Annotated in this window: 13 protein-coding genes and 3 tRNA genes; 12 read left to right on the top strand and 4 right to left on the bottom strand. The window is 62.0% G+C overall.

Going from position 1 to position 17,519, the window contains the following annotated elements; genetic code table 11:
- Nucleotides 1–38: 38 nt before the first annotated feature.
- On the top strand, nt 39–632 hold the full coding sequence (locus MFF34_RS28120; protein ID WP_027594673.1) for a cold shock domain-containing protein: 594 nt from the start codon (nt 39–41) through the stop codon (nt 630–632).
- Nucleotides 633–671: 39 nt separating this feature from the next.
- Here MFF34_RS28120 and MFF34_RS19015 read toward each other — a convergent pair whose 3' ends face one another.
- A complete protein-coding gene (locus MFF34_RS19015; RefSeq protein WP_027594674.1) occupies nt 672–878 on the bottom strand; it encodes a SlyX family protein in 207 nt (68 codons plus the stop codon).
- 1 nt (nt 879) lies between these two features.
- A complete protein-coding gene (locus MFF34_RS19010) occupies nt 880–1,302 on the bottom strand; it encodes an HIT domain-containing protein (protein WP_238215828.1) in 423 nt (140 codons plus the stop codon).
- A 765-nt stretch (nt 1,303–2,067) separates the two neighbouring features.
- On the opposite strand from MFF34_RS19010, the gene MFF34_RS19005 reads away from it, so the two are divergent.
- The 3 genes from MFF34_RS19005 (at nt 2,068) to MFF34_RS18995 (ending at nt 6,201) form a co-directional block, all read left to right on the top strand.
- Complete coding sequence (locus MFF34_RS19005) at nt 2,068–3,351, top strand: OprD family porin (protein ID WP_027594676.1); 1,284 nt, start codon at nt 2,068–2,070, stop codon at nt 3,349–3,351.
- A gap of 160 nt (nt 3,352–3,511) precedes the next feature.
- Nucleotides 3,512–5,227, top strand: coding sequence for a proline--tRNA ligase (locus tag MFF34_RS19000; RefSeq protein ID WP_027594677.1), 1,716 nt, complete (start codon nt 3,512–3,514; stop codon nt 5,225–5,227).
- Nucleotides 5,228–5,247: 20 nt separating this feature from the next.
- The gene (locus tag MFF34_RS18995) at nt 5,248–6,201 is read left to right on the top strand and encodes a hypothetical protein (RefSeq protein ID WP_027594678.1); all 954 of its coding nucleotides are present in this window, start codon (nt 5,248–5,250) and stop codon (nt 6,199–6,201) included.
- Between the two features lie 28 nt (nt 6,202–6,229).
- On the opposite strand, the gene dinB is transcribed toward MFF34_RS18995, so the two are convergent.
- Entirely contained in the window at nt 6,230–7,288 is a 1,059-nt protein-coding gene (gene dinB, locus MFF34_RS18990) for a DNA polymerase IV (protein WP_238215946.1), read from the bottom strand.
- 221 nt (nt 7,289–7,509) lie between these two features.
- Here dinB and MFF34_RS18985 point away from each other — a divergent pair.
- From MFF34_RS18985 to MFF34_RS18965, 5 genes are all read left to right on the top strand, one after another.
- A tRNA-Met gene (locus MFF34_RS18985) sits at nt 7,510–7,586 on the top strand.
- 134 nt (nt 7,587–7,720) lie between these two features.
- Nucleotides 7,721–7,797, top strand: a tRNA-Met gene (locus tag MFF34_RS18980).
- Nucleotides 7,798–7,930: 133 nt separating this feature from the next.
- Nucleotides 7,931–8,007: transfer RNA gene (locus MFF34_RS18975), tRNA-Met, on the top strand.
- A 265-nt stretch (nt 8,008–8,272) separates the two neighbouring features.
- Complete coding sequence (mprF, locus tag MFF34_RS18970) at nt 8,273–10,915, top strand: bifunctional lysylphosphatidylglycerol flippase/synthetase MprF (protein ID WP_238215826.1); 2,643 nt, start codon at nt 8,273–8,275, stop codon at nt 10,913–10,915.
- Nucleotides 10,915–12,207 (top strand): virulence factor family protein, encoded by a 1,293-nt coding sequence (locus MFF34_RS18965; RefSeq protein ID WP_099430214.1) that lies wholly within the window; start codon nt 10,915–10,917, stop codon nt 12,205–12,207. Before mprF ends, MFF34_RS18965 begins: the two co-directional genes overlap by 1 nt.
- A gap of 246 nt (nt 12,208–12,453) precedes the next feature.
- Here MFF34_RS18965 and MFF34_RS18960 read toward each other — a convergent pair whose 3' ends face one another.
- On the bottom strand, nt 12,454–14,364 hold the full coding sequence (locus tag MFF34_RS18960; protein ID WP_027594682.1) for a potassium transporter Kup: 1,911 nt from the start codon (nt 14,362–14,364) through the stop codon (nt 12,454–12,456).
- Nucleotides 14,365–14,600: 236 nt separating this feature from the next.
- Between MFF34_RS18960 and rimO the strand changes: the two genes are divergently transcribed.
- The 3 genes from rimO to MFF34_RS18945 all read left to right on the top strand — a co-directional run bounded on the left by rimO (nt 14,601) and on the right by MFF34_RS18945 (nt 17,472).
- Nucleotides 14,601–15,932: a 30S ribosomal protein S12 methylthiotransferase RimO gene (gene rimO, locus MFF34_RS18955; protein ID WP_027594684.1), complete on the top strand. Its 1,332-nt coding sequence runs from the start codon at nt 14,601–14,603 to the stop codon at nt 15,930–15,932.
- Nucleotides 15,933–16,190: 258 nt separating this feature from the next.
- Complete coding sequence (locus MFF34_RS18950) at nt 16,191–16,649, top strand: GNAT family N-acetyltransferase (RefSeq protein WP_238215824.1); 459 nt, start codon at nt 16,191–16,193, stop codon at nt 16,647–16,649.
- A 112-nt stretch (nt 16,650–16,761) separates the two neighbouring features.
- Complete coding sequence (locus MFF34_RS18945) at nt 16,762–17,472, top strand: rRNA pseudouridine synthase (RefSeq protein ID WP_238215822.1); 711 nt, start codon at nt 16,762–16,764, stop codon at nt 17,470–17,472.
- Nucleotides 17,473–17,519 lie beyond the last annotated feature (47 nt).

The raw sequence follows: 17,519 nt of genomic DNA, 5'->3' as shown, positions 1-17,519 counted from the left end.
CTCTTCCTGTGATCAGCTTGTCAACTGTGAGCCAACCCATGTTCAAGATCGTCCATCTGGTGACGGGCGTAGCGGCTTTGCTGCTATCGCTCATACCCAGCCTGAAAACCGACGCAACACCCTTCCTGCAGCAACCCGACGCGGTATACCTGGCACTGCTCGGCCTGCTTAACCTGGTATTGGCCCCGGTCGTGCCGCTGTATTACCGAGGTGCCCGGCAACAATTGCAGCACTTGGCTTGCGCCTTGCTGGTGGTGGCCGTGGTATTGCAGACCCTGACGCTGCTGGCTCGCCCCGAGATGGGCAACCTGGCCGCCCTGGTCTGCGCGGCCTTGGCCGTGGTGCTGCACCTGGCTGCGGGCTTCGCCCGAGCCAACCGAAAAGCCCGCACCAGCCAAAGCGCCCCCTTGGAGGCCGGCAACCGCGATACGGGCACCGTCAAGTGGTTCAACACGTCCAAAGGCTTTGGCTTCATTTCCCGCGATTCGGGCGATGACATCTTTGTGCACTTCCGCGCCATCCGCGGCGAAGGCCACCGCATTCTGGTCGAAGGCCAGCGCGTCGAGTTTTCGGTCATGCACCGTGACAAAGGCCTGCAGGCCGAAGATGTGGTCGCGGTAACCCGTCGCTGACCGTGTGCAGCCCTGGTGCAAGGCCAGGGCTGCCTCAACTTAATAATGAGGGGGCGGCGCCTCTTCACCTTCGCTGCCGTATTGCCCCACCATTTCTTCGTAACGCTTGAGCAGCTCGGCCATCTGCAGTTGCAGGCGCTCGATCACACGCCCTTGCTCGACCACCACATCATTCAGCGCCTGAAGCGTGTCGTCCTGGAAGGCCTGGCGGGTTTCCAGCTCGATGATTCGCGATTCAGAGGACACTTCAGGCCACCTGCTGGTAGTCATCGTTGAGCAGCGCGCGCAGGCGCTGACCAATGGCATCGACTTGCCCCGGCGCATACTCGACGGCGGGCACTTTGCCCCATACCGGCGCTGGCCAAGCAGCGTCATGCGTGTGACGGACAATGACGTGCATGTGCATCTGGCTGACAACGTTACCCAGGGTGGCAACGTTCATCTTGTCAGCCTTGAATTCGCCCTTCAGCGCTTCAGCCAAGTACGTGGTTTCTTTCCACAACTGCACCTGGTCTTCCTGGCTCAAGTCGAACAATTCGCTCACCCCAGGGCGACGAGGCACCAGGATGAACCAAGGGTAATTGGCGTCTTTGCTGAGCAACACACGGCACAACGGGAAGTCTCCAAGTACATAGGTGTCTTGCTGCAAACGCGAATCCATCTCAACCACTGCCAACCTCCAATACTCGATAACGGGCCCGCGTGACACGGGAACATTGCGCAAGGATACCTTGCTTCGCGCACGCCGGCATGCAACAGCAGCCCGGCACTGCACACTTTAAGTTCATGAATACCTGCTGCCTGCACAGTCGCGGTAACACACCGCTACTTTTCGCACCAAAATGAGGCCGCAAACGAGCACACCACTACGCTTTTACCCACACGAATGACTCCGCATGAACAGTTGCCGGTAACACATTGACTTTTATGGCAGGTTTTGAATTTGAAAACCGCCAGTGTTGTGGCACACCATCAGACAAGCCCCGCCCCGTATTTACGGTACTTTCCGACCTTCGGCAGCCTCATTTGTGAAAATTTCATGAACCGGCGGTAATTTTGAGCACGCTTGTTGCATTCCTCTCCCGCCAAGTCGGCACGACATCTGCATCAAGCGATGTACGCAACAAATAACAACAGCCGCTTTGGATACACCAGGGAGTTTCCCTAACCGGAACCTGTAGTTACAGATTCGTTACGGTGACAGGAACAGCGCTGGCGTTGTACGACCCGGGAATCCGGGACGTGATTTGCGACATGGAAATACCTGAAAGCGACATGGCCATAAAGTTCCCGAAAGCTTGGATATGCCCATATCGCCAACAACAGTCAGCGTGTTATACATTTCCGCCGACATAACAAGAAAGAGCTGCCCCATATAACTAAAAGACTTGGGCGCAGCGGTACTCTTCCTAAAAAACCAAAGGAGCAAATCACGATGCGCGTGATGAAGTGGAGCATGATCGCCCTGGCCGTTTCGGCAGGGACCTCGCAATTGGCCTTCGCCTCTGCACAAGACGAGTCCAAGGGTTTCATCGAAGACAGCCAGCTGAACGTTAAAACTCGCATGCTGTACTTCAGCCGTGACTTCCGCAACAACCCAGCCGGCACTCAAAGCCGCGTGGAAGAAACCGGCCTTGGTTTCCTCGGCACTTACGAGTCGGGCTTCACCCAGGGCACCGTAGGCTTCGGCGTCGACGCCATCGGCATGCTCGGCCTGAAACTGGACAGCGGCAAAGGTCGCGCCGGCACCGGCCTGTTCCCACAAGGCTCCGACGGCCGTTCGCAGGATGATTACTCCGAAGGCGGCGGCGCTGTAAAAATGCGCATCTCCAATACTGTGCTGAAGTTCGGTGACCAGTTCACCGCCATGCCAGTATTCGCCACTGACGACAGCCGCCTGCTGCCGGAAGTTGCCGAAGGCGGCCTGATCACCAGCAACGAGATCAATGGCCTGACCCTGAACGCCGGTCACTTCACCGCCATGAACGCCCAGGCTCAGACCTACCATGACAGCCTGAACCTGACCGAAGCCAACATCTTCGGCGGTACCTACGCGTTCACTGACAGCCTCAGCACCAGCGTTTACTACTCGCACATCGAAGATCACTTCCGTAAGTGGTACGGCAACATCAACTGGGCGCTGCCGATCAGCGACAAGCAAGGCCTGGTGTTCGACTTCAACATCTATGACACCAAGTCGATCGGCGCCAACCGTACCGGTGCATTCGTCACCAAGTCCGACGGCACCAACGAGCTCGACAACATCGCAGCCAGCTTGTCGGCTGCCTACAACATCGGCGCCCACACCTTCACCCTGGCCTACCAGAAAGTCAGCGGCGACGGTGACTACGCCTACGGCGTGGACGGCGGCGGTACCGTGTTCCTGGCCAACTCCATCGCCCGTTCCGACTTCAACGCCGAAGACGAGAAATCCTGGCAGGCTCGCTACGACCTGAACTTCGCCGAGTTCGGCGTACCAGGCCTGACCTTCATGACCCGTTACGCACGCGGTACCGGTGCAACCACCCGCACCACCGACGACGGTAAGGAATGGGAACGCGACGTAGACGTCAAGTACGTCATGCAGAGCGGCCCAGCGAAAGACCTGAGCTTCCGTGTCCGCCAGGCCACCTACCGCTCCAGCGACGGTGTGTACTACGGTTCGAGCTCGATCGACGAACTGCGTCTGATCGTCGAGTACCCGCTGAGCATCCTGTAAGCCTGGCTTGCAGTGCCCCGCACTTGAAAAAGCCCGGCGATCACGCCGGGCTTTTTCTTGGCTGACAAGTGTCACGCCCTGGGGCATCCTGTACGCCTTCGTTTCGCCCCCGTACAATGCGGGGTCATTTCAACGTCTTAGGCAATCGACACGGCCCACCATGCGCACCAGTCAATATTTGCTCGCCACCCAGAAAGAAACCCCTGCCGACGCAGTGGTCATCAGCCACCAGCTCATGCTGCGCGCCGGCATGATCCGCAAACTGGCCTCTGGCCTGTACACCTGGCTGCCGATGGGCTTGCGAGTGATGCGCAAGGTCGAAGCCGTTGTACGCGAGGAAATGAACGCCGCCGGCGCCCTGGAAGTGCTGATGCCCAGCATCCAGCCCGCCGAACTGTGGCAGGAATCCGGCCGTTGGGAGCAGTACGGCCCAGAGCTGCTGCGCCTGAAAGACCGCCACAACCGCGACTTCTGCGTCGGCCCGACCCACGAAGAAGTCATTACCGACCTGGCCCGTAACGAGCTGTCCAGCTATAAACAGCTGCCGCTCAACATGTACCAGATCCAGACCAAATTCCGTGATGAGATCCGCCCACGCTTCGGCCTGATGCGCGGCCGCGAGTTCATCATGAAGGACGCCTACTCCTTCCATGCCGACCAGGCTTCCCTGCAGGAAACCTACGACCGCATGCACCAGGCGTACAGCAACGTCTTTACCCGCCTGGGCCTGGACTTCCGCCCTGTGCAAGCCGACACCGGCTCCATCGGTGGCAGCTACTCGCACGAATTCCACGTGCTGGCCGAATCCGGTGAAGACGATGTGATCTTCAGCGACAGCTCCGATTACGCTGCCAACATCGAGAAGGCCGAGGCCATCCCGCGTGAAACCGTGCGCCCTGCCCCTTCCGAGGAGCTGCGCCTGGTCGACACGCCGGACGCCAAGACCATCGCCCAACTGGTCGAAAACTTCGGCCTGCCGATCGAGAAGACCGTCAAGACCCTGATCGTGCGCGGCGCCGAAGAAGGCAAGCTGATCGCCCTGATCGTCCGTGGCGACCACGAGCTCAACGAAATCAAGGCCACCAAGCTGGAACAGGTTGCCGACCCGCTGGTCATGGCGACCGAAGCTGAACTGCGCGACGCCATCGGCGCCGGTGCAGGCTCGCTCGGCCCGCTGAACCTGCCACTGGAATGCATCATCGACCGTTCGGTTGCCCTGATGAGCGACTTCGGCATCGGCGCCAACATCGATGACAAGCACTACTTCGGCGTCAACTGGGAGCGCGACCTGCCGGTTCCGCAAGTCGCCGACCTGCGCAACGTCGTCGAAGGCGACCCAAGCCCAGACGGCCAGGGCACCCTGGTGATCAAGCGCGGCATCGAAGTGGGCCACATCTTCCAGCTCGGCACCAAGTACAGCGAGGCACTCAAGTGCCAGGTACTGGGCGAGAACGGCAAGCCTGTCGTGTTGTCCATGGGTTGCTATGGCATTGGCGTGTCCCGCGTGGTCGCCGCCGCCATCGAACAGAGCTACGACGACAAAGGCATCATCTGGAACGACGCCCTGGCGCCTTTCCAGATCGCCCTGGTGCCGCTGCGCTATGAAACCGACGTGGTCCGCGAAGCGACCGACAAGCTGTACGCCGAACTGACCGCCGCTGGCTTCGAAGTGCTGCTGGATGACCGCGACAAGAAGACCAGCCCAGGCATCAAGTTTGCCGACATGGAGCTGATCGGCATCCCGCACCGCATCGTCGTCAGTGACCGCGGCCTGGCCGAAGGCAACCTGGAATACAAGCACCGCACCGAACAGGATGCTCAAGCGCTGCCACTCAATGAAGTGCTGTCGTTCCTGCAGGCCCGCGTTCGCCGCTGATAATCAATGCACGAGTGATCATGTCCAAGCGAAGTACCTTTCCCCTGGGGGGCGCCGCACTGTGCGGCGCCCTGCTCATCAGCGGCTGCGCCAACCAGATGTCCCAGCGCAGCGAGCACGAGGAGCGCGTCGAGCGAAAACTGCTCGAACACAGTCTGCAGATCGATGTCGGCGAGCCGAAGGTGATGGAGCTGCCGCAACGACGTGTGCGCGTGCATGAGCTGAAGCGCTTCGAAGTCACCGAGTTCGAAGTTACCCGGCGCTACGACCGCTACACGCCTTACCAGCCCTGGCGGGAGATCTACGAGATCCCACTGGGTGCGGTGGCTGTCGTGGCGGGCGTGGGTGCCAACGTGGTCAACGTGTTCGCCTTGGGCAACCTGCCTGAAAGCGTGACCCACGACTGGCTCAGCTACGGCGTGGCGGGGCTTAACCCGTTCATGAACGTGCAGTCCAACGGTCGCGCCCAGCAGAACCTTGCCGGGATCAGCGAAGTGCAGAAGGACCAGCGCGAGGAGTCCACCAGCCTGCCCTGGAGCGAGCGCCTGGTCGAAGTCAAGGCCGGCAAACTCACCCACGAGCTGACCACCGACAGAAACGGCGTGCTGCGCCTGAACCTGCTCGACAGCCCGTTCTCCGAGCAGAACCTCAACCACATCGGCACCCTGCACTTGCAGGTGGTCGATGAGGACAATGCGGTGCGCGGTGACGCCAGCCTGCTGGTCAGCGCCACGCTGCGCAACAAGCTGCTTGAAGCGCATGAGCTGATCTTCGACGACCTGGAAGACGATGATGTCAGCCAGTGGGTGCACCGGGTCAAACGCCTGTCCGAACTGGGCCTGGAAGAGGAAGCCAGTGAAATGGAGCAGAGCCTGATCGAGCTGACGCGCAACGATCCGGAACTGCAGCAGGAATTCCTGCAATCCCTGACCAAGGCCACCGGGCGGCTGGTAGCTGACCCAGGCGTGCAATAAATGAAAGGGGCCGCTTAGCGGCCCTTGTTCATTTAGGTGGGAACAGCTCCAGTTGCTCAAGCGCACCGCGCAAATCCCGCAACCTGACCCCGACCCCCAGCAAACGCACCGGCTTGTCACCCCGCGCGAAGGCCTTCTTCATTAATTGCCGGTAACTTTCCAGGTCCCTGCCTGCCCCCGCCTGCTCCATCGTCGTCTGGCTGAAGTCATGGAACTTGACCTTGACGAAAGGCTTGTCCGGCCGGTAGCTGCTGTCCATGCGGGCAATGCGTTCATTCAGGCTGTCTAGCAACGCGGGAAGACGCTCCAGGCAACTGGCCAGGTCCGGCAGATCGGTATCGTAGGTATTTTCCACGCTGACCGATTGCCTGCGGCTGTCATTGTGCACAGCACGCTCATCAATCCCCCGCGCCAGCCCCCAAAGCCGCTCACCAAAACTGCCGAACTCACGCACCAGGGCCAGGCGGGACCACGCGCGCAGGTCCAGGCAGGTATCGATACCCAAGCGCGCCAGCTTGTCCGCCGTGACCTTGCCCACCCCGTGCAACCGGGCGACGGGCAAGGCCGCGACAAACGCCTCGACCTCCCCCGGGGTGATGACGAACAGGCCATTAGGCTTACGCCAGTCACTGGCGATCTTGGCCAGGAACTTGTTGGGGGCGACACCCGCCGACACCGTGATATGCAAGGTACGGGCGACGCGCCGGCGAATGTCCTCGGCAATCCGTGTCGCGCTACCGGCGTACCACTGGCTGTCGCTGACATCCAGGTAGGCTTCATCCAGCGACAAGGGCTCGATCAGCTCGGTGTAATCGCGAAAAATGGCGTGAATCTCACGCGATGCCTCGCGATAGGCTTCAAAACGGGGTTTGACGATCAACAAGTCAGGGCACAGCTTGAGCGCATGGCGCGAGGACATGGCCGAGCGCACGCCATAGGCACGGGCTTCATAGTTGCAGGTGGCGATGACCCCGCGGTGGTCGGCCGACCCACCGACCGCCATGGGCCGACCGGCCAGGCGCGGGTCATCACGCATCTCGATCGCGGCGTAGAAGCAATCGCAGTCGACATGGATGATCTTGCGCAAGGACATGGATGACCGTCAGTACTGTAGATTCATACAGATAGTATCGCATGGCCCCTCTGGCGCAACAGCCTGCACGGCGCATCCCTCGACAATTGGCCTGCAAGGCCCGCCGCGCCTGCCCCGCGCGCCTCGCTCAAACGCTAAGGGTTTGAACGAAAAAGGGTTTTCTTGGAATAATGCTTGACATAGGGTGGGAAATCCGTAGAATTCGATCTCACAGGCGCGGGATGGAGCAGCCTGGTAGCTCGTCGGGCTCATAACCCGAAGGTCGTCGGTTCAAATCCGGCTCCCGCAACCAGATTCGAGATAAGGCCACTGTTAACGCAGTGGCCTTTTTCTTTGGCCTCAAAAAAGTCATTGTGGAAAATTGACGATAAATCAAGAGCTAACGCTTGACACACCGTCAATAAACTGTAGAATCCGCCCCACAGACGCGGGATGGAGCAGTCTGGTAGCTCGTCGGGCTCATAACCCGAAGGTCGTCGGTTCAAATCCGGCTCCCGCAACCAAACAAAGAGAAGGCCACTGTTAACGCAGTGGCCTTTTTCTTTGCATCGAAAATGATGCAGAAGAAAAAAGGTTGAGAAATCAACAATTAACGCTTTACACAGATTCAACAAGCTGTAGAATGCGCACCTCTGACGCGGGATGGAGCAGTCTGGTAGCTCGTCGGGCTCATAACCCGAAGGTCGTCGGTTCAAATCCGGCTCCCGCAACCATATTCGTCAGAACAAACCCCGCCTGTGTAACAGCAGCGCGGGGTTTGTTGTTTTATGGCCCCACGTTTTCCACCGCCACGGCACCAAGCTGCCACTCGCCTGCCCCTCAGGCTTGAGATACCCCTCTCAGGATGAACTATCTTTAACCCGGCCAGAACGCTGAAAGCGCCTGTGCACGGAGTACTATTGGATACGTTTTCCTAAGGGACTTTCACTTGGCCGCACCTCTCCCCTACCTCGCGCTGCCGGCTCGGGGTACCAATCGATGACTTCCCACAACCCTGAACCTCCGGTGCCCCTCGCATCGGCGCTACCGACTGCTGCGCAGCGCCTGCCCATGATCGAGCGCTTGAGCCGCTATCGTCAGCCCATTGGCCTGGCGGTGACGCTGGTGCTGTTCGCCATGGCGCTGGTTGCCTGCCGCCACCTGCTGAGCGAGCTGGACATCTATGCACTGCACGATGCCATGCTCAGCGTGCCGACGCAGTCGTTGCTCGGTGCGTTGCTGGCGACGGTCATCGGGTTCGTGATCCTGCTGGGGTACGAATGGTCGGCCAGCCGCTATGCCGGCGTGAAACTGCCCGCGAGCAGCCTGGTCCTGGGCGGCTTCAGCGCCTTCGCCATCGGTAACGCCATCGGCCTGTCGATGCTGTCGGGTGGTTCGGTACGCTACCGCCTGTATGCACGCCAGGGCCTTGGGGCTGCCGAAGTTGCGCGGATGACCGTTTTTGCCAGCCTGTCGCTGGGGTGTGCGTTGCCGCCCCTGGCTGCCTTGGCGACCTTGAGCGATCTGCCCGCCGCCTCCACGGCGCTGGGCCTTTCGCCGGGCCTGTTGGCGGGTATCGCCGCTGCTGTACTGGTGCTGTTTGCAGTGTTGGTGATCGGGCTCTATCGCAGGCGCCTGGCCGAACAACCCGTGGCCGATAACCTCTTGGTACAACTGGGCCGCCGCACGCTGCGCCTGCCAGGTGCCCGCCTGGCCGCGCTGCAATTGCTGATCACTGCCTTGGACGTGGCCGCCGCAGCCACCGTGCTGTACCTGCTGCTGCCCGAAGCCCCGCCCTTTGGCGCGTTCATCCTGGTGTACCTGCTGGCCTTGGCCGCCGGCGTGCTCAGCCATGTACCCGGCGGTGTCGGGGTGTTCGAGGCGATCTTGCTGGCAGCCTTTGCCGACCAGTTGGGCGCCGCGCCACTGGCGGCAGCCTTGTTGCTGTATCGCCTGATCTACGTGGTATTGCCGCTGCTGCTGGCCTGCGTACTGTTGTTGGCCAACGAGGCACGGCGCCTGCTGTTCGCGCAACAGGCGATCAAGGTGGCTTCAGGGCTGGCCGCGCCGGTGCTGTCGATCCTGGTGTTCCTGTCCGGCGTCGTGCTGCTGTTCTCCGGTGCCACGCCGGAGATCGACACGCGCCTGGAGCATATGGGTTTTCTGGTGCCCCATCGCCTGATCGATGCCTCGCACTTCGGCGCCAGCCTGATCGGCGTGCTCTGCCTGCTGTTGGCCCAAGGGCTGCGCCGGCGCCTGTCGGCGGCCTGGCTGCTGACCACCACATTGCTGCTGGTCGGTGCCTTGCTCTCGCTGCTCAAAGGCTTTGACTGGGAAGAGGCGTGCCTGCTCACGTTCACCGCCGCCCTGCTTGCCCTGTTCCGCCGCTCCTTCTACCGCCCCAGCCGCTTGCTGGAGCTGCCCTTCTCACCGGTGTTCCTGGTGGCCAGCGCCTGCGTGGTGGGTGCTTCGGTGTGGCTGCTGCTGTTTGCCTACCAGGATGTACCCTACAGCCACCAGCTGTGGTGGCAGTTCACCTTGGATGCCGATGCCCCGCGCGGCCTGCGGGCAGCCATGGGCAGCGCCGTGCTGCTGGTGGCCGTGGCCCTGACCTGGCTGCTGCGCACCGCACCGCCGGTCATCCACCTGCCCGATGACGAAGAGCTGCAACGCGCCAACCGCATCCTGCTGGCGTCCGACCAGCCCGATGGCGGCCTGGCGCTGACGGGGGACAAGGCCTTGCTGTTCCACCCACGCGACAACGCCTTCCTGATGTATGCCCGTCGCGGTCGCAGCCTGGTGGCCCTGTATGACCCGATCGGCCCCGCACAGGAGCGCGCTGAGATGATCTGGCAGTTCCGTGACCTGTGCGACCTGCACCACGCCCGGCCGGTGTTCTATCAGGTACGCGCAGAGAACCTGCCCTTCTATATGGACATTGGCCTGACCGCCCTCAAGCTGGGCGAGGAAGCCCGGGTCGACCTGCGCCGTTTCGACCTCGACGCCAAGGGCAAGGAGATGAAAGACCTGCGCTACACCTGGAACCGTGGCGGCCGTGACGGCCTTAGCCTGGAGATCCATGAGCCCGGTCACGCCCCACTGGCAGAGCTCAAGGAAATCTCCGACGCCTGGCTCAGCGGCAAGAACGTGCGCGAGAAAGGCTTCTCGCTCGGGCGCTTCAGCCCCGAGTACCTGCAGCATTTCCGGATTGCCCTGATTCGCTTCCAGGGCCGGCCCGTTGCATTTGCCAACCTGCTGGAAACCCACAGCAACGAGCTGGCCAGCCTCGACCTGATGCGCGCCCACCCAGAAGCGCCGAAGCTGACCATGGAATTCATGATGATCGGCCTGATCCTGCACTACAAAAGCCATGACTACGGCCGTTTCAGCCTGGGCATGGTCCCGCTTTCCGGGCTGCAGCCAAGGCGTGGCGCGCCGTTGACCCAACGCCTGGGCTCAATGGTGTTCCGCCGTGGCGAACAGCTCTACAACTTCCAGGGGCTTCGACGCTTCAAGGACAAGTTCCAACCGGACTGGGAACCCCGTTACATGGCTGTGCCAGCAGGGCTCGACCCGCTGGTGGCACTGGCCGACACTGCCGCCCTGATTGCTGGCGGCCTGACTGGATTGGTGAAACGCTGATGATCCGACGCTATTGGCTGTACCTGGTGATTGCGCTGCTGCTGGCCGCCCTTGGCGGGGCCGCGGCCTTCTGGCTATGGACGCGCCCGGCCCCCGAGGCGCGCCTTGAGCAATTGACCCTGAATGACACCCACATCACCCGTGTCACCCCTGGCGTGCATGCCAAAGCCCGGGTCGCCATCGGCGTTCCCCAGGACCAGGCCCTGACCGACAAGCAGTTGCTGGACCTGAGCCAGGCTGGGGAAGCCCAGCTGGTGCAGGTCATCCTGCCGCCTAGCGACTGCAGCAAGCAGCAGCAAGCGCTGGACCTGGCAGTGACCCAGCTCGCCGAGAAACCGACCCTGGTAGCCGGCATCGGCCCGGGTGCGGCACAAGCCTGGCGCTGGCTGGCCGCACAGACTGACGACAAGGCGCGGGCCATTTCCGTCGACTTCACCCTGGAGCAACCCGGCTGCCAGGCCACGCTGCCCAAGTCGGCGGCCCACGGCCACTGGAACGTCGCCTGGAACGACAACCCGGATGACGCCAGCGCGGCCTTCGTGCGCGACCAGGCCAACGCTGAAACCAGCATCAGCGATTACGACATCCACTTGCCCCAGGTACTCAAATCGCAGCTGACCCAAGCCTTGGTCGGGCATGACGGGAACGCCCTGGCCATCCCGGTGGTTGAGGTGCCGGCTGGGCAAACCACCGACACCGTCACCCTGTTCCTGTCCGGGGATGGTGGCTGGCGCGATCTGGACCGGGACGTCGCCGGGGAAATGGCCAAGCTGGGCTACCCGGTGGTCGGTATCGACACCCTGCGCTATTACTGGCAACACAAGACCCCGGAACAGAGCGCCGCTGACCTGTCGGAACTGATGCAGCACTATCGTCAGAAATGGGGTACCAAGCGCTTTGTATTGACCGGCTATTCGTTTGGCGCCGACGTGCTGCCCGCCATCTACAACCGCCTGCCGGCCGAAGACCAGCAACGCATCGACGCGGTGATGCTGCTGGCCTTCGCCCGCAGCGGCAGCTTCGAGATCGAGGTCGAGGGCTGGCTGGGCAAAGAAGGCCAGGAGGCGCCAACCGGGCCAGAAATGGCCAGGCTGCCAGCGTCCAAAGTGGTGTGCGTCTACGGCGTGGAAGAGACCGACGAAAGCGGCTGCACCGACAAGACGGCCGTCGGTGAGCGACTGAAGCTACCGGGGGGGCACCACTTCGATGAGAACTACCCCGCGCTGGCCAAGCGCCTGATCGGCGAGATCGAGACGCGCCAGGGCAAGTCGAGCGTGGCGGAGCAGAACTGATAGAAAGGGGCCGCCATGCGGCCCAATCGCCGGCAAGCCGGCTCCCACCCGAACTCTGTAGCCTCCAAGTCTAGCGCCGCACCTGTGGGAGCGGGCTTGCCCGCGAAGAGGCCGGAACAAGCACCACAAGACAGTTTGCTCCCACAGGAAGTGTGCTGCTCTTGAGGGCGCTGTTGAACCTGTGGGAGCCGGCTTGCCGGCGATGAGGGCAGAACGGGCTGCGCAATTCCAGCAGCCCGACCTGGCTCAGATCTCGACCTGGGTCCCCAGCTCGATCACCCGGTTCAACGGTAGATTGAAGAAGCGCAGATTGCCGTTGGCGTTCTTCAGCAGAAACGCAAACAGGTTCCCGCGCCAGCGCGACATGCCCTCCAGCCGCGACGCAATGACGGTTTCGCGGCTAAGGAAGTACGTCGTGCGCATCGGGCTGAAATCCAGGTCCTCCAGGTGGCACAGCTTCAACGCCGCCGGCACGTCCGGCTCGTCCATGAAGCCAAAATGCAACAGCACGCGGAAGAACCCGTCGCCATAGGCCTCCACCTCGAAACGCTCCTGCTCCGGTACCCGTGGCTGGTCCTCGCTGACCACCGTCAGCAGCACCACCTGGCTGTGCAGCACCTGGTTGTGCAACATGTTGTGCAGCAGCGCATGGGGCACGGCGTCGGGGCGCGCCGTCAAGAACACCGCCGTCCCTTCAACCCGGTGCGGCGGCTGGATGCGGATGCTGCTGATGAACACCGGCAGCGGCAGCGCGCCTTCATCGATGCGCTCGACAAGAATCTGCTTGCCGCGCTTCCAGGTGCTCATCAACAGGAACAACACCCCGCCCGCCAACACCGGGAAGGCCCCGCCCTGCACGATCTTCGGCACGTTGGCGGCGAAGAACAGCCCGTCCACGAACAAAAAGCCCAGCAGAATCGGCACTGCCAGCACCGGCGGCCACTTCCACAGCAACAGCATCACCGACGACACCAGGATGGTGGTCATCAGCATGGTGCCGGTGACCGCCACACCATAGGCCGCGGCCAGGGCGCCGGACGATTCAAAACCGATGACCAGCAACACCACACCGACCATCAACGTCCAGTTCACCGCACCAATGTAGATCTGCCCCTGTTCATCGCTGGACGTGTGCTGGATCTGCATGCGCGGTATGTAGCCCAGCTGGATAGCTTGGCGCGTCAGGGAGAAGGCCCCGGAAATCACGGCTTGCGAGGCGATCACCGTGGCCATGGTCGCCAACCCCACCAGCGGCAGCAACGCCCAGGACGGTGCCAGCAGGTAGAAGGGGTTGCGCGCCGCCTCCGGGTTCTGCAGCAGTATTGCACCCTGGCCAAAGTAGTTGAGCACCAGCGCCGGCAGCACCAGGGCGAACCAAGCGCGGGCAATCGGCTTGCGGCCGAAGTGGCCCATGTCGGCGTACAGCGCCTCGGCACCGGTCAGCGCCAGCACCACGGCACCAAGAATGGCCACGCCCATGCCGGGGTGAACAATGAAAAAGTTCACCGCCCAACCGGGGTTGAATGCCCTGAGCACTTCAGGGCTTTGCGAGATGCCATGCACCCCCAAGGCCCCCAGCACCACGAACCAGGCCACCATGATCGGGCCAAACAGCTTGCCGATCTTGTCGGTGCCATGCTTTTGCACCAGGAACAGCGCGACCAGCACCACCAGCGAAATGGGCACCACCCAGTGATCGATGCCGTCGAAAGCCAGGCCCATGCCCTCGACCGCCGACAGGACCGACACCGCCGGGGTGATCATGCTGTCGCCATAGAACAGCGAAGCGCCGATCAGCCCGCAGATGACCATCAGCGTACGCAGCCGCGGATGGGCCGCCGTGGCCCGCCGCGCCAGCGCGGTAAGCGCCATGGTGCCGCCCTCGCCCTGGTTGTCGGCACGCAGGATGAACATCACGTACTTGAACGACACCACCCACAGCAGCGACCAGAGGATCAACGACAGGATCCCCAGCACACCGTCATGGTTGACCGGCACGCCATAGCCGCCGGTAAAGACTTCTTTGAGCGTATACAGCGGGCTGGTGCCGATATCGCCATAGACCACCCCGACCGCCGCCACGAGCAGGCCCAGCGACCGCGTCGCACCCTGCTTCCCCTCGTGCCCGCCTTCGGCATGACTGCTTGCCTGAACCATCGACCACTCCCGCAGACGGCCCTCTCGGCCGATAGAATTCACCCCCACGCCAGGGCATGGCAGATACCCGGACGCAACGGCGCGAAGCATAGCGCAGCGTTCGTCGTATTTCTGCTAGTCAAGCGACCTTGCGCTCGCTAGAATTGCGCACTTTTTGATCAGAGGCGCCAAAAAGCGCCCGTCAAGATCGCCCCCGTTTCCGGTCGGGCGACCTGTATTCAATACCGAGGTTAGTCATGTCCACCACTCCCGCCACTCCTAAGGTAGGTTTCGTAAGCCTGGGTTGCCCAAAAGCCCTGGTCGATTCCGAGCGCATTCTGACCCAGCTGCGCATGGAAGGTTATGAAGTCGTACCCACCTACGAGGACGCCGACGTGGTGGTGGTCAACACCTGCGGCTTCATCGACAGCGCCAAGGCCGAGTCGCTGGAAGTGATCGGCGAAGCGATCAAGGAAAACGGCAAGGTCATCGTCACCGGTTGCATGGGTGTCGAGGAAGGCAGCATCCGTGATGTGCACCCGAGTGTGTTGTCGGTTACCGGCCCGCAGCAGTACGAGCAAGTGGTCAACGCCGTGCACGAAGTGGTGCCGCCACGCCAGGACCACAACCCGCTGATCGACCTGGTGCCGCCTCAAGGCGTCAAGCTGACCCCGCGTCACTACGCCTACCTGAAGATTTCCGAAGGCTGCAACCACAGCTGCAGCTTCTGCATCATCCCGTCGATGCGCGGCAAACTGGTCAGCCGCCCGGTGGGTGAAGTGTTGAGCGAGGCCGAGCGCCTGGTCAAGGCGGGCGTCAAGGAGATCCTGGTGATTTCCCAGGACACCAGCGCCTACGGCGTCGACGTCAAGTACAAGACCGACTTCTGGAACGGCCGCCCGGTCAAGACCCGCATGCTCGAGCTGTGCGAAGCGCTGAGCAGCCTGGGCGCCTGGGTCCGCCTGCATTATGTGTACCCGTACCCGAACGTCGACGACGTGATCCCACTGATGGCCGCCGGCAAGATCCTGCCGTATCTGGATATCCCGTTCCAGCACGCCAGCCCGAAAGTGCTCAAGTCGATGAAGCGCCCGGCCTTCGAAGACCGTACCCTGGCGCGCATCAAGAACTGGCGCGAGCAGTGCCCTGAGCTGGTGATCCGTTCGACCTTCATCGTCGGCTTCCCTGGCGAAACCGAAGAAGACTTCCAGTACCTGCTCGACTGGCTGACCGAAGCCCAGCTCGACCGCGTCGGCTGCTTCCAGTATTCACCTGTCGAAGGCGCCCCGGCCAACGACCTGGGCCTGGACGAAGTGCCGGATGACGTCAAGCAGGACCGCTGGGACCGCTTCATGGCACATCAGCAAGCCATCAGCAGCGCCCGCCTGCAGCTGCGCATCGGCAAAGAGATCGAAGTGCTGATCGACGAAGTCGAGGAGCAAGGTTCGGTAGGCCGCAGCTTCTTCGATGCGCCAGAGATCGACGGCAGCGTGTTCATCGATGGCGACCATGGCTTCAAACCCGGCGACAAAGTGCGTTGCCGGGTGGTGGATGCCGACGAGTACGACATGTGGGCAGAGCCTGTCTGATCAACGCAAATCGCTGAAATACCGGGGGCGCATTGCGCCCCTTGTGTTGCCACATCCGCCCACACCCTCCGGTCATGCGCACTCCCGGTAGGAGCAGCCTTGTGCTGCGAAGAGGCCGGTGCTAGCAGCGAAGATTGACGGAATTACCACTGGCCTCTTCGCAGCACAAGGCTGCTCAGTGGAATGGTTAGGCTGATCTGACGCCGACCTTTGCATTTGCATCTATCGTTTTCCTCAGTCCCCAGGAGGATTACACGGATGCGCCAGGTTTCGGCGTTGCACACCCCCCATCTGCGCGACTACCCCGAGCTGACCCAGGTTTGGGAAGACTCGGTGCGCGCGACCCACGATTTCCTGCCTGATGCCTATATCCTGCTGCTGCGCGAACATGTGCTGCACCGCTACCTCGATGCGGTGATGCTGATTTGCTGCAAGGACTCACAGCAACGCATCCAGGGCTTTGCCGGCGTGGCCAATGGGCGGGTGGACATGCTGTTCGTCGCGCCCTCATGCCGTGGCAAGGGCATTGGTAAGCGGCTGCTGCATTACGCCATCGATGAACTGAATGCCGAACGCCTGGATGTCAACGAGCAGAACCCGCAGGCGCTGGGGTTCTACCTGCACGAAGGTTTTGAGGTAGTTGGCCGTTCGCAGACCGATGGGCTGGGGCAGCCCTACCCTTTGCTGCACCTGCGGCTGATCCGCGCAGGGGCCTGACGCCTCTGCCGTGTTGTCTCGCCAAAACGGCGTAAATGACACAGATTCCCAGCCCCTCGACCGCCCAGGCAGGTACAATGGCGGCCTTTCCCTGCCTTTGCGAATCGCCGTCATGTCTGAGCCCGTCCGCCTGTCCAAACGCCTTATCGAGCAATTCGGCTGTTCCCGCCGCGAAGCCGAGCTGTACATCGAAGGCGGCTGGGTCACGGTCGATGGCGTGGTGGTCGAGCAGCCGCAGTTCAAGGTCGACGGCCAACAGGTCGAGCTGCTGCCCGGTGCGCGCGCCGAAAACCTCGAACCTGTGACCCTCCTGCTCAACCAGCCTGCCGGCCTGGACACCGAGTCGGCCCGTATCAGCATGACCATGGACACCCTTAGCGAGGCGCACCGTGAAGGTGTTCGGCCGCTGCATGGGCACTTCACCAAGCTGTCCTGCATTGCGCCCCTCGAGCGTGGCGCCAGCGGCCTGCAGATTTTCACCCAGGATTGGCGCGTAGCGCGCAAGATCGACGCCGAACTGCGTCGCCTGGAGCAGGAATACATCATCGAAGTCAGCGGCGAAGCCACCCCGCAGGCGCTGGAGCGCCTGGCCCGTGGTGTGATGCGCAATGACCGGGAGTTACCCAAGGCCAAAGCCAGCTGGCAGAACGAAACCCACCTGCGCCTGGCCTTGAAAAACCCGCAGCCGGGGCAGATTTCCGAACTGTGCGCCAGCCTGCGCCTGCAGATAATCAGCATGCGCCGCATTCGCCTGGGCGGTGTGTCCATGGGCAAGCTGCCACTGGGCCAGTGGCGCTACATGGCCGCCAGCGAACGTTTCTAAGCAATACCGCCGCGCCGGATGGCACGGCTCAGAACAGGATTTCAGTC

The organism is Pseudomonas sp. PAGU 2196 (genome assembly GCF_022179005.1).
Classification (GTDB): domain Bacteria; phylum Pseudomonadota; class Gammaproteobacteria; order Pseudomonadales; family Pseudomonadaceae; genus Aquipseudomonas; species Aquipseudomonas kermanshahensis.
The sequence above is the reverse complement of the archived record's forward strand: the minus strand, read 5'-3'. Positions and strand labels throughout refer to the sequence as shown.

What these genes read in the sequence shown, in the direction of transcription:
- MFF34_RS28120 (WP_027594673.1), top strand. Translation starts at nt 39, where the DNA reads ATGTTCAAGATCGTCCATCTGGTGACGGGCGTAGCGGCTTTGCTGCTA.
- MFF34_RS19005 (WP_027594676.1), top strand. Translation starts at nt 2,068, where the DNA reads ATGCGCGTGATGAAGTGGAGCATGATCGCCCTGGCCGTTTCGGCAGGG.
- MFF34_RS19000 (WP_027594677.1), top strand. Translation starts at nt 3,512, where the DNA reads ATGCGCACCAGTCAATATTTGCTCGCCACCCAGAAAGAAACCCCTGCC.
- MFF34_RS18995 (WP_027594678.1), top strand. Translation starts at nt 5,248, where the DNA reads ATGTCCAAGCGAAGTACCTTTCCCCTGGGGGGCGCCGCACTGTGCGGC.
- mprF (WP_238215826.1), top strand. Translation starts at nt 8,273, where the DNA reads ATGACTTCCCACAACCCTGAACCTCCGGTGCCCCTCGCATCGGCGCTA.
- MFF34_RS18965 (WP_099430214.1), top strand. Translation starts at nt 10,915, where the DNA reads ATGATCCGACGCTATTGGCTGTACCTGGTGATTGCGCTGCTGCTGGCC.
- MFF34_RS18960 (WP_027594682.1), bottom strand. Translation starts at nt 14,364, where the DNA reads ATGGTTCAGGCAAGCAGTCATGCCGAAGGCGGGCACGAGGGGAAGCAG.
- rimO (WP_027594684.1), top strand. Translation starts at nt 14,601, where the DNA reads ATGTCCACCACTCCCGCCACTCCTAAGGTAGGTTTCGTAAGCCTGGGT.
- MFF34_RS18950 (WP_238215824.1), top strand. Translation starts at nt 16,191, where the DNA reads ATGCGCCAGGTTTCGGCGTTGCACACCCCCCATCTGCGCGACTACCCC.
- MFF34_RS18945 (WP_238215822.1), top strand. Translation starts at nt 16,762, where the DNA reads ATGTCTGAGCCCGTCCGCCTGTCCAAACGCCTTATCGAGCAATTCGGC.